At 44.4% G+C, this 12408-nt stretch carries 10 protein-coding genes and 1 pseudogene; 4 read left to right on the top strand and 7 right to left on the bottom strand.

Annotated elements, in window-relative coordinates:
* Positions 1 to 88: 88 nt before the first annotated feature.
* A complete protein-coding gene (locus LI091_RS08540) occupies positions 89 to 2248 on the top strand; it encodes a SulP family inorganic anion transporter (RefSeq protein WP_114002730.1) in 2160 nt (719 codons plus the stop codon).
* Between the two features lie 32 nt (positions 2249 to 2280).
* On the opposite strand, the gene LI091_RS08535 is transcribed toward LI091_RS08540, so the two are convergent.
* Positions 2281 to 3156: a LysR family transcriptional regulator gene (locus LI091_RS08535; RefSeq protein ID WP_021652963.1), complete on the bottom strand. Its 876-nt coding sequence runs from the start codon at positions 3154 to 3156 to the stop codon at positions 2281 to 2283.
* Between the two features lie 320 nt (positions 3157 to 3476).
* Here LI091_RS08535 and LI091_RS08530 point away from each other — a divergent pair, with 320 nt between their 5' ends.
* Together LI091_RS08530 and LI091_RS08525 are read left to right on the top strand one after the other, a co-directional pair.
* Positions 3477 to 5243 (top strand): ABC transporter ATP-binding protein, encoded by a 1767-nt coding sequence (locus LI091_RS08530; RefSeq protein ID WP_265191047.1) that lies wholly within the window; start codon positions 3477 to 3479, stop codon positions 5241 to 5243.
* Complete coding sequence (locus LI091_RS08525) at positions 5240 to 7003, top strand: ABC transporter ATP-binding protein (protein ID WP_265191046.1); 1764 nt, start codon at positions 5240 to 5242, stop codon at positions 7001 to 7003. The genes LI091_RS08530 and LI091_RS08525 overlap by 4 nt, the downstream gene beginning before the upstream one ends.
* Before the next feature lie 201 nt (positions 7004 to 7204).
* Here the strand turns inward: LI091_RS08525 and LI091_RS08520 are convergent, their stop codons facing one another.
* The 4 genes and pseudogenes from LI091_RS08520 to LI091_RS18740 form a co-directional block, all read right to left on the bottom strand.
* A complete protein-coding gene (locus tag LI091_RS08520) occupies positions 7205 to 7897 on the bottom strand; it encodes a hypothetical protein (protein ID WP_173759757.1) in 693 nt (230 codons plus the stop codon).
* Between the two features lie 98 nt (positions 7898 to 7995).
* Complete coding sequence (gene hydF / locus LI091_RS08515) at positions 7996 to 9297, bottom strand: [FeFe] hydrogenase H-cluster maturation GTPase HydF (RefSeq protein ID WP_022426122.1); 1302 nt, start codon at positions 9295 to 9297, stop codon at positions 7996 to 7998.
* Between the two features lie 78 nt (positions 9298 to 9375).
* A pseudogene (locus tag LI091_RS18630) lies at positions 9376 to 9477 on the bottom strand (hypothetical protein); the annotation flags it as partial.
* 373 nt (positions 9478 to 9850) lie between these two features.
* Entirely contained in the window at positions 9851 to 10024 is a 174-nt protein-coding gene (locus LI091_RS18740) for a hypothetical protein (RefSeq protein ID WP_412660406.1), read from the bottom strand.
* A 77-nt stretch (positions 10025 to 10101) separates the two neighbouring features.
* Here LI091_RS18740 and LI091_RS08510 point away from each other — a divergent pair, with 77 nt between their 5' ends.
* Positions 10102 to 10923 carry a Cof-type HAD-IIB family hydrolase gene (locus tag LI091_RS08510; RefSeq protein WP_015526816.1) on the top strand — a complete coding sequence of 274 codons (822 nt, stop codon included), beginning with the start codon at positions 10102 to 10104 and terminating at the stop codon, positions 10921 to 10923.
* Positions 10924 to 11015: 92 nt separating this feature from the next.
* Here the strand turns inward: LI091_RS08510 and LI091_RS08505 are convergent, their stop codons facing one another.
* Together LI091_RS08505 and LI091_RS08500 are read right to left on the bottom strand one after the other, a co-directional pair.
* The gene (locus LI091_RS08505; protein WP_015526817.1) at positions 11016 to 11576 is read right to left on the bottom strand and encodes a flavin reductase family protein; all 561 of its coding nucleotides are present in this window, start codon (positions 11574 to 11576) and stop codon (positions 11016 to 11018) included.
* A gap of 6 nt (positions 11577 to 11582) precedes the next feature.
* Positions 11583 to 12152 carry an NUDIX hydrolase gene (locus LI091_RS08500; protein ID WP_022426119.1) on the bottom strand — a complete coding sequence of 190 codons (570 nt, stop codon included), beginning with the start codon at positions 12150 to 12152 and terminating at the stop codon, positions 11583 to 11585.
* Between the last annotated feature and the right edge of the window lie 256 nt (positions 12153 to 12408).

Raw genomic sequence — 12408 nt, 5'->3', positions numbered from 1 at the left:
TTTCACCCGGAACCTTTGCTTTGCTTCTTTCCTACAGGCTCTCTTTGGTATATAATAGAAAATATTTTTCAGAAAAGGATGTGACTATATGAAGCTTTCCCTGTTTTCCACGCTGCGAGGATATCGGAAGGAATACCTTCCCAAAGATATTTTCTCCGGCATCATCATAGCAGCTGTTTCCATCCCTATCTCCATGGGATATGCCCAGATTTCCGGGATCCCGGCGGTATACGGACTATACGGTTCTGTTCTGCCGATCCTTTTGTTTGCTCTATTTTCCACTTCAAGACAGTTTATCTTCGGAGTTGATGCGGCACCTGCTGCCATTGTAGGTGGTGCACTGTCTACTCTGGGCATTGCTGCAGAGTCAGAAGCTGCCATGGATTATGTTCCTGCCATCGCACTTTTTGCAGGTCTGTGGCTGTTTATCTTCTTTCTGCTTCACGCAGATAAGATCGTGGACTTTATCTCCACACCTGTTATGGGCGGTTTTATCAGCGGTATCGCAGTTACCATCATCCTGATGCAGATCCCGAAACTTATGGGAAGTCCTGCAGGATCCGGAGAGCTCCTGGAACTGGCAGAGCATATCTTTGCTGCTGCCAAAAATATCAGCTGGCTTTCCCTCTTCATGGGGCTTGGTGCTCTGGTGCTGATCCGCACATTTAAAAAGCTGGCGCCGAAATTCCCCATGGCTATCGTTATTATGGCTCTGGGTGTTCTTTCCACCATTATTTTTCATGTAGACGAAAAAGGCGTAGTCCTCCTGCAGTCTGTAGAACGTGGGCTTCCCTCCCTGGTGATCCCGGATTTCGGAAATGTTGATCTGACCCAGGCGGCAGGCCGCGGTCTTATGGTTGCTGTTGTCATTATGGCAGAAACTCTTCTTGCAGAGAATACCTTTGCGTTCCGCAATGATTATAAGCTGAACGACCGTCAGGAAATCCTGGCCTGTGCCGCCGGAAATATTGCTGCCGCCGCAGTAGGCTGCTGCCCAGTAAACGGCAGTATCTCCCGCACCTCCCTCAATGAACAGTACGGTGGAAAATCTCAGGCGGTTTCCATCACTGCCGGGATCACCATGGCTCTGATCCTTCTTTTCGGCACCGGTTTTATCGGATATCTTCCGGTTCCTGTACTGACAGCCATTGTGATCTCTGCTTTGATGGATGTGGTGGAAACCCATCTGGCTGTACGTCTTTTCAAAGTAAGCCGCACAGAATTCTACATCTTCATGGCTGCCGGTTTCAGTGTGCTCTGTCTTGGAACCATTTATGGGGTTATCATTGGTATCCTGCTCTCTTTCGTAGCTGTGATCCTGAAGGCCACCAACCCGCCGCGCTCCTTCCGTGGTATGATCCCTGGAAGAGATGCTTATTTTGATCTGTCCAAAAACCGTTTCGCCTACCCTATTAAGGGCGTTGTGATCTACCGTTTCAGTGAAAACCTGTTTTTTGCAAATATAAAGATTTTTCAGGAAGATATTGAGAACAGCATCCGAAAAGACACCAGGGTAGTGATCGTAGATGCCAGTGCTATCAACAGCATTGATATCACAGCAGCAGACCGTCTGGATGCCATCTCCGCAAGCCTGAAAAAACGTGGGATCCGTTTTTACCTCACAGAGCATTCCACCCAGATCAATGACCAGCTGCGTCAGTTCGGCATCGGTCATATGATCAAGGACGGTATGGTCCGCCGTACCATTCTTGCTGCTCTGCATGACGCAGGGATCGAAGCCCCTTATGAACTGGATGTTCCAAAGGAAGACGAGACAAAGCTTCTGCGCCGCAGTATCGCTTTTCTTCCGGCAGAGGAAGAAAATACCCTGGAAGAGTTCGCCTGGGCTTTTGGTGATGATGCAGTAAAAGAGATCGAAGAATCTGTCCATCACATTATTGAACAGCTGCATCAGATCCCGGATATCCAACGTCTCTCCGAAGAAGGTCTGGAAGAGCTTCTGGATAACTGGCATGGGCTGGGTGTTCTGGATGAGGATGAACTGCTTCGAAGAATTGAATTACATATGGATGAGCTGCCTGAGGAATTAACTTCCGACCGGAAACTGATCCTTCATCTTCTAGAAAAGCGCCGTGGCAAGCTGAAAGAAAAAATCCTTGCCGAGCATCCGGAAGTCCTAGAACGGCTGGAACAGCGCCGGAAAAAGCTGGAAGAACGGCTGGAAAAGCAGAATCCGGAAGCTGTTCAGAAATGGAAGCACTGGAAGGAAGAGCATCTCAAAGACTGATTTCTGCATACATCCCCTTTCCAGGTCCATGATCAGATTGCAGGGTTTCCTGCATATTTCTCACAGATATTGATAAAATCCTGCATCACGGCAGAAGGCCTGCGATCCTTTTTCCAGGCAAGAAGGATCCTGGTCTTCAGCTTCTCTTCTTCAATGATGCGGATCGGAAGATCTGTACAGAGATCTTCCATGGATCTTGGAAAAACGGCGGTTGCAAGACCTTCCTGCACCCAGAGCATGGCGTCTCTGGGATCATCGCAGACACAGAAAATATCCGGCTGGAGATTTTTTTCTCCAAAGGCTTTCATCAGAAATTCTTCGTACCGCCGGTAAATAATGAGAGGGCATCCAGTCAGCTCTTTAAGGCTGATGCCCTCTTTTTTTGTCTCATTTTCCGGGATCTCCGGAGGAAGGACCGCGATCATGGGTTCCTCATCCAGTTCCAGATAATTTAAACCTTCCAGCTTGATAGGTGTACGCACTACCGAAACATCAATGATCCCATCCATCAGATAATTCAGAAGTGTAAAGGTGATCGCATCCCTTACCTCAAAGTTTACATCACAATTTTCCCTGGAAAATCTGGAAATATAAGGCATAATGGTGGTCACTGTGGTTGGCGTGATCCCGATACGTAAAACCTGTTTTTTCCCTGCTTTGGATACTTCCAGTTCTGTGGAACGAACGTAGCTCAAAATGTTCTCTGTCCTGTCATAAAGAAGCTTTCCGGCTTCTGTCAGTGTCACGCCTGCCCTGGTCCGCTCAAAAAGCTTCACCTTCAGCTCTGCTTCCAGCTGCTTGATCTGATAGCTCAGCGGCGGCTGGGACATGTTCAGTCTCCTTGCGGCTTCATTGATGCTTCCTGTTGCTGCGATCTCATGAAAATATTCCAGCTGTCTGATTTCCATATATAAATCCTTCTTTCTTTATCTGGTATATAACACAGGCAAAACCCATCTACTGCTTATTGCTTTTCGCTATCCCACAAAGTACTTTCTTAATTCGGTTAAGAAATACTATATCTGCAATACTTTGTAAATACTATGAATATCTTTCCCACACAATTATCCGAAAAACCATACTTCTATCATCCCACAGATTTCCGTCCCAGGCAATAGCAAAATTATATTATCATACATTAAAAACAATATTATACGTATTATCTCCATAGGAGTATAATAACAGAGGTTTATTATAGAAAAATAAGGAAACGGAGGAAGAAAAAGAAATGCGAACACTTGCAAAATATCTTCAAAACTACAAAAAAGAAAGCGTTCTGGCTCCTTTTTTCAAGTTTCTGGAAGTTGTATTTGATCTGCTGGTGCCTGTCGTCATCGCCCAGATCATCGATGTGGGAATTGCAAATAATGACCACGGCTATATCGTTCAGAAGTTTTTTATCCTGATACTGATGGCTGCTGCAGGACTTGCAGTCAGCATTACTGCACAGTTTTTTGCTGCAAAAGCCAGCGTAGGCTTTGCCGCAGAAGTGCGTCAGGCTGTATTTGACCATATCCAGAAGCTTTCCTATACGGAGCTGGACACCCTTGGCACTGACACGCTGATCACCCGTCTTACAGACGATGTCAATCAGGTACAGAACGGAGTAAACATGGGACTCCGTCTTCTTCTTCGAAGCCCGTTTATTGTTCTAGGCTCTATGGTAATGGCTTTTACCATCAATGTGCGCTGTGCACTGATCTTCGCAGTTGCCATTCCGGTACTGTTCCTGGTTGTCTTTGTGATCATGTTTTTAAGTATCCCGCTTTTCAAAAAAGTACAGGGACGTCTGGATTCCGTCACCCGTCTTACCAGAGAAAACCTGACCGGTGTCCGTGTGATCCGTGCATTTTGCCGTGAAGCTGATGCCGTTGCGGAGTTTGACGAAAGCAATCTTGCACTTACCAGACTGAACGAATTTGTCGGAAAAATCTCTGCACTTTTAAATCCTGCAACTTATGTACTGATCAATATCGCAACAGTAATCCTGATCCGGACTGCAGGTGTACAAGTAAACCTCGGAAACATGCAGCAGGGTGAAATAGTTGCTCTTTACAACTATATGGCACAGATGATCGTAGAACTGGTCAAGCTTGCGTCCCTGATCATCACCCTGAATAAATCCATGGCCTGTGCGGATCGCATTGCCGGAATCCTGAAGGTCGATTCCACCATGACTTACCCGGACAAAGCTTCCTTACCGACTGCGGAAAACAGTGACTATGCAGTTGCCTTTGACCATGTAAGTTTCTCCTATGCAGGAACCGGCGCACCTAGCCTTTCTGATATCACTTTTTCCGCAAAAAAAGGCTCTACGATCGGAATCATCGGCGGTACCGGAAGCGGTAAATCCACTCTTGTGGATCTGATCGCCCGTTTCTACGACGCAACCTCCGGAGTCATTACCCTCGATGGTCAGAATGTACAGACCTATTCCAGGCAGGAACTCAGGGAAAAAATCGGCGTAGTTCCTCAAAAAGCAGCACTTTTCCAGGGAACCATCCGCGATAACTTAAGCTGGGGACGGGAAGATGCCACGGACGAAGAAATGTGGGAAGCACTTACCACCGCTCAGGCTCGTGAAATCGTAGAGAAAAAGGACGGTCAGCTGGATTTCCGTCTGGAACAGAACGGCCGGAATCTTTCCGGTGGCCAGCGTCAGAGACTTACCATTGCCCGCGCCCTTGTGAAAAAACCAGAGATCCTGATCCTGGATGACAGTGCCAGTGCTCTTGACTTTGCCACAGATGCGGCACTTCGGAAATCCCTTCACCAGCTTGGTGGAAAAACAACCACCTTCCTGGTATCCCAGAGAGCCGCCAGCATCCGCCAGGCCGATCTGATCCTGGTACTGGATGACGGTCAGCTTTCCGGAAAAGGAACCCATCAGGAGCTGATCTCTACTTGTAAAACCTACCGTGAGATCTTTTTCTCACAGTTCCCGGAAGAGCGTACCAAATATGAAAAAGCGACTGGAAAGGAGGTCCTGTCATGAGTAAAACAGATACAAACGCCAAAAGCAAAAACAGCATGGCAACCTTTTTCAAGGTACTACGTTTCATTGGAAAATACCGTTTTCTTCTCTTATCAAGTGTGATCCTAGCAGCAGTCACTGTAATTTTGCAGCTGTATGTTCCCGTACTTTTTGGTTATGCCATTGATGAGGTCGTTGCTGCCCACGAAGTTGATTTTACAAGAATGGGATTCTATCTTTCCCGTATTCTTGTCATGATCGTATTTTCCGGCATTGCCACCTGGATCATGAGTGTCATCAACAACCGTATGACCTACCGCACAGTACAGGATATCCGTGCAAGATCCATCCGCCATATCCAGAAGCTTCCTCTGTCCTACCTGGACGGACACAGCACCGGTGATATCATCAGCCGTGTCATCGCAGATACGGATATTCTTTCCGATGGTATGCTCCTTGGATTTACACAGCTGTTTTCCGGTGTCATCACCATCATCGGAACCCTGCTCTTCATGTTCTCCAAAAATGTGTGGATCACTCTGATGATCATTGTCCTGACACCTGTAAGCTTTTTTGTAGCGAAATTCATCTCCTCCCATTCCTTCCAGATGTTCCGTGCGCAGAGTGATGCCCGTGGACGTCAGACTGCACTGATCGAGGAAATGATCGGAAATCAAAAAGTGGTTCAGGCCTTTGGTTACGAAAATCGTTCTTCCGAACGTTTTGCTGCGATCAATGAAGAACTCCGTGATGCCAGCCAGAAGGCTGTTTTTTACAGCAGCCTCACCAACCCGTCCACACGATGTGTCAACAACATCATTTACGCAGGTGTAGCTCTTGCAGGTGCCTTTCTGATCCCGGGCGGTCATCTGACTGTCGGTGGACTTTCCGTACTGCTGGCTTATGCAAACCAGTATATGAAGCCCTTCAACGATATCAGCTCCGTGATCACAGAGCTTCAGAACGCTCTGGCCTGCGCTACCAGGATCTTTGATCTTCTGGAGGAAGAGCCAGAAAGCCCGGATCCATCCGGAACTCTTGTCGATGTAAAAGGTGCCGTGGATATCCGGAATGTTTCCTTCCGCTACGAAGCGGACAAACCTCTCATTAAAAACTTTAATCTTCATACAGAACCAGGCAGACGTATTGCCATCGTAGGCCCTACCGGTTGTGGCAAGACAACTTTTATCAACTTGCTGATGCGGTTCTATGACGTCACCGGTGGAAGTATTTCCGTAGACGGAACCCCCATCACCGATATTTCCAGACATGCCCTCCGCGAAAGCTATGGCATGGTTCTCCAGGATACCTGGATCAAGCATGGAACTGTCCGTGACAACATCTGTATCGGAAAGCCGGATTCTTCTGATGAGGACGTGATCCAGGCAGCTAAAATGTCCCACAGCTGGGAATTTATCCGCCGTCTTCCAAATGGCCTGGATACCATTCTTTATGAAGACAGCTTAAGTCAAGGACAAAAGCAGCTTCTCTGCATCACCCGTGTCATGCTGTGTCTGCCGCCGATGCTGATCCTTGACGAGGCAACCTCCAGTATTGATACCCGAACAGAAATGCTGATCCAGGAGGCCTTTGACCGGATGATGCAGGGACGAACAAGCTTTATCGTTGCACACCGTCTTTCTACCATCCGCAATGCAGATGAGATTCTTGTCATGAAAGACGGAAGCATCATCGAGCAGGGAAACCATGAAGAGCTTATGGCAAAAGGCGGATTCTATCAGAAGCTTTATAACAGCCAGTTTGTGAAGGTTTCTGAGTAATATAAGCTGATTTTTTAACCGAATCAGGCAACTGGCTAAATACGGATCGCAAATATCCGCCTGACTTAAAATTCTCCGGAACACAGATTTTCTGTACCGGAGAATTTTTTTATACTGTATCAATGATATAAAAAAAATAAACATCTCCATATGATATCTATTTTGATATCCAGGATGATGTCTATTTTTATAAAACTATATTCAGATCTTTTTATATTTTGTCCGAAGAAGCCATTTCTGATCGATCACTTTCAGTTCTTCTCCAAAACGGATGTGAAGCCTTACAGAACCCGGAAGCTGCTCTACATGCTCAATATTTCCGGTTCCGAATTTCGGATGACTGACATCCTCTCCGATCTCATAGCGTACAATACTGTTCTGAGTATTCCTGTGCTGCTGCTCTCTTCTGTAAGTATCCCGCACCGTTACAGTACGGTCATGGATCGGGCTTCGGAGTTTTTTCTCATAGTTGTGTTTCATCAGAGCTTCCCCTGCCTTATAATATGGCGTTGGTGCCGCACCAGTCAGGGAACAGCAGTATTTCCAGGCGCTTCCGTGGGTTCCGTGCTGCCACTGATACTCTGAGGGAATGTGAAAATTATACTGCATATAGTGAGCATATTCATGTTTGTAAAGATCCAGTCGGTCTTCTTTTTTCAGAGGATTTTTTACCGCATAGCCGATAAACAGCAGAGAAAAATGGAAATGCTCTTTTTCGTGGCAGTTGCCTCTTGTATAAGATCCCAGCAGATCCGGCTCCATGCCAAAAGTTATAGGGATCTTTGCTCCGTTAAGATGAAATTTTTTATCGAATTCTGCATAGAGACTTCGGATCTGAGCTGTAAGTATTGGAATTTCTTTCTGTAGGGCCTGTGAAAGTGTCTGATCGATCATTGTATCTGCAACTCCTTATCGTCACCTTTTGCAAATTTATAAAATGAACAATCGCTACTATATCATTTTTCGGAAAAAATGTAAACACCTGAAAAAAATTACTGATCCAGTTCTTTCCTCACATCCGGGAACATTTCCACACAACGTTTCAGGATTCCCTGCATGTAGGCAATGGCAATTCCGTAATTGGTGATAGGAATCTCCTGATCCAATGCACATTTCTGACGGTAACGCATTTCTCTCTCATTAAGCATACATCCGCCACAATGCACGATCAGACTGTACTTTGTCACATCCTCCGGGAAATCTCTTCCGGAGGAATACTCAAATTCCAGCTCTTTCCCCGTATAATTACGGATCCAGCGTGGAAGCTTGACTGTTCCGATATCATCACACTGCCTGTGGTGGGTACATCCCTCTGAGATCAGGATCTTGTCACCGTCTTTCAGCCGGTCCAGTGCTGCTGCCCCAGCTGCCGCTGTCTTTAGATTTCCTTTAAATCTGGCAAACAGAATAGAGAATGAAGTAAGCCAGATATCTTCTGGAGTTTCTTCACTGACTCTGGCAAAGACCTGGCTGTCTGTGATCACAAGCTTTGGTTTTTTCCCCAAGGTTTCCAGTGTATTGGAAAGCTCATCCTCTTTGATCACGATGGCTGCTGCTCCGGCTTCCAGCACATCACGGATCGTCTGCTGCTGCGGAAGGATCAGACGCCCTTTTGGTGCAGCTTTATCTATGGGAACTACAAGAATCGCAAAATCTGATGGTTCAAGGAGATCCCCTACCAGACGCAATTTCAGTTCATCCGTTACTGCCAGCGAAGCGATCTTTTCTTTCAATTCGTAGATATTCTGACCGGTGGCGGCGCTGGCATAAATAGATTGCTCTGTGTTCTGGTTTTCATGATCCTGTTTCTGGCTGACACTACTCTCTTTGACCGCACCCGCATGGGTATTCCGGTTTAAGTTATTATCTGAAGAAAGCCGGTTCCCATCTTTTGTTTTCAGCAGATCTGCCTTGTTATAAACAACCAGATATGGAATCTCCTTCTCTTTAAAAATATGGATCAATTCTTCATCCACACTGGTTTTTCCCACAGTGGCATCTACTACAAGAACTGCTACATCCACTCTGTTCAACACCTGTTTCGCCTTGCGGACGCGAAGTTCTCCAAGATGTCCTTCATCATCAATACCTGGTGTATCTATGATCACCACCGGGCCCATAGGAAGTAGTTCCATGGCCTTACTTACCGGATCTGTAGTAGTTCCCTTTACATCGGATACCACAGCCAGCTCCTGGCCTGTCACCTTATTTACGATACTGGATTTTCCTGCATTTCTTCTGCCAAAAAAACCGATATGTACACGGTCTGCTGACGGTGTTTCATTCATTCCCATAATTTATCCTCTTTTCTTTCAGCATCAGACAGGTCCTCATCCATTCCTGTTCCTATCAACCTGCTTCTTTTTGATTTTTCAAAAGCCGGACATTCCTTCCACTCTTATATCATAGTGTAGTATCTCTTTCAGCATTTCTTTTCTTTTATCCAACTGTGTGGGACGTGTCATATTGAAATCATAAAGTCAATCCAGCTTTTTGATCTGATCCTGGATGATCTCATCATCATTAGGAAGATATAGCTCTCCTGTATACATTTTTTCTCATTGAGCGCATGTCAGCACCTCCTTTTTTGCGTTTTTACAAAAATGATATTTTTTATGTTATCATATCCTATATTCACCTACAAGCATGAATTTTCTGAATAATCCGAGGTTTTTTCGTGAATCTGTTATATTTATATATAATCTGCAGATTTATCTTCTGTCAACAGATTTCTGTATTTTTGCTATTCACAAAATCTTCCACCCTGTCGGATCACTTTATTTTTCTGCTCCGTTTCCAATTCTTCATCGGTAAAGATCAGCTGGTACTCACTGACATCATTATATTTTATGAGATTTTTTTGCCAAACTTGGTATGGTCCGCCAGAAGATAGCTTTCCTCTGCATTGGCATACACGCAGCGTTTCACAGCTGCTTCGATCTCTCTAGTGGCCGATGCTCCAAAAGAGGCATATACTGCACTGGCTCCAAAAAAAGCTTTGTCATAATGAAATCTGGATATATTTTTATTTTGTTATTTATGTGCTATTTTATATACAGAAACACCTATACTCATCTTTTACAGAAAGGATCTCGAATATGAAACCATTATCTTCATTTAAGCCACAGGCTGTTTTCAGCGATATTGACGGCACTTTACTAACCTCAGAACATGTGGTATCTCCGCTGACTAGTTCCGCCATTCATACTTTGACAGATCAGGGCGTTCTATTTACTATTTCTTCAGCACGAAGCCCTTCCGGCATCCGTCCTATTATTAAAAAAAATGATTTCCATTGTTGTACCATTGCATTCAGTGGTGCACTAATCCTGGATGAAGATCAAAATATCCTTTACGAAAAAGGAATAAGCATTTCTGACGCTTCCAAAATCATTGATGTGATCGAAAAAAAATGTCCTCACGTGACCTGGAATGTTTTTACCTCAGAAGACTGGATCGTAAAAGACCGGACAGACCCTCATGTGATCCATGAAGAAACGGTTGTGGAAACTACCTCTATAGAGGGATCCCTTCAGTCTCTCTCAGATACGCTTATGGTAGATAAAATCCTGTGTATGTGCGATTCTGAATATATGTCACCGTCAGAAACACTTCTTCGCAAATATTTTCCGGAATTATCTATTGCAAGATCTTCCGATTCTCTTCTGGAGATCATGGCTGGCGGCATAAACAAAGCGGAAGCTGTAAAATATCTTTGTGATCTTCGAAAAATCCCTCTTACCAGTACTATTGCATTCGGAGATAATTATAATGATCTGGAAATGCTGGAGGCAGTAGGATGTGGAGTTTTGATGGGAAATGCACCTTCTGAGCTGCAAAAACATTTCTCTTTTGTAACAAAGAGTAATGATCAGGACGGGATTTTTCAGGCCTTTAAAGAATTGGGAGTTCTGAATTAAAGAATATTTATAACAAATAGAAAGTCTCTTCCAGAAGATAATTTTTTATCTGTACCTGTGAAAGAGACTTTCTGTATTTCAGTAGATATTATTTATTTCAGTGCCGTTCCGGCTTTAAAAGCATCGCCGACTTTTTCGCCAAGACGGATATATGCATTGTTGAACGGATCAAAAGTGATCGGTGCTGCTTTTGCAACATCTACGTTTCCATTTTCATCCAGAACGCTCTCATCCACGCTGACATTTACGATCTCACCGATCAGCCGGCAGGTGTCTTTGTCATAGCTTTTCAGCTTACATTCTATACAGATTGGAAGCTCTTTGATAATAGGTGCATCTACTTTTTCAGATTTTTCTGCTGTAAATCCGGCTTTTACAAATTTATCCGGCTCTTTGTTTCCGGAAACAATTCCTACATAGTCGCAGGCTGTCATATGCTCCACATCTGCCATACTTACTGTAAAAGCGCCTTTTTTCAGGATGTTTTCAGTTGTTTTATGATTTTCACTGACACAGATGGAAATTTCCTTATCATCGCTGATTCCTCCCCAGGCTGCATTCATAACATCCGGTTTTCCATCCTCACCATATGTAGCGATCATTAATACCGGCTGTGGATAAGTGTAAGGCTTTGCTCCGAAATCTTTTCTCATGATCTTTCACTCCTTTATTGTATTGCCGTTACTTTTTATAAATTGACGTACAAGCTGCAGACCTCCCAGCGGAACACAGAATTTATCTCTGTGCTGACTGCATTGCTGATACGTTTCTTCCAGATCAAACCACTGTACCTCTTCTACTTCTTCCTTTTGAAGTGTAAGATGATTGATCTCTACCGGGTGATCGTAGATATAAACAAAAGCGATTTCTTCATCCCGGAATATTTTTCCATGAAATTCTCTGGCAAAAGATATGGGGAATTTTCCTGCAAACTGCAGATCAGCTGATTCCGCATGGATTCCCAGTTCTTCTTTCAGTTCCCGTAATGCCGATTCCATTGGTTCATCTCCCGCCTGTATGTGACCTGCAGATGAAGTATCAAATTTTCCAGGAAAGGAGTCCTTGTTTCTGGATCTTTTCTGAAGAAGGATCTCTGTTTTTTCATTCCTCCGACGGATGATCCAGATATGAGCAGTACGATGAGGGATTCCTTCTGCGTGAGCAATACTCCGTTCTACGATCTTTCCAGTGGGATTTCCGTTTTCATCTATGATATCAAATAATTCCATTTTTCTGCTTCTTTCTCATAAATTATTCTTTCTTAACCAAACCAATTTCATTCTAGCATGATTTCGAAATAGTTTCCAGTCTGTTATCAGAAAACATTCTATAGGGGATTACTTGATTCGGTCAAATATTACGATATATATAACGGATATTTATACAAACATATAAAAAGTGCCTGTAAACAATTCCTTGTTTACAGGCATAAAAAAACTCCCCCTGTTGGACTCGAACCAACGACACTGCGGTTAACAGCCGCAT

Origin of the sequence: Blautia sp. MSK20_18 (assembly GCF_020553125.1) — a bacterium.
GTDB lineage: Bacteria > Bacillota > Clostridia > Lachnospirales > Lachnospiraceae > Blautia_A > Blautia_A fusiformis.
Note: the sequence above shows the minus strand (reverse complement) of the source record. Positions and strands in the feature narration are given on the sequence as shown.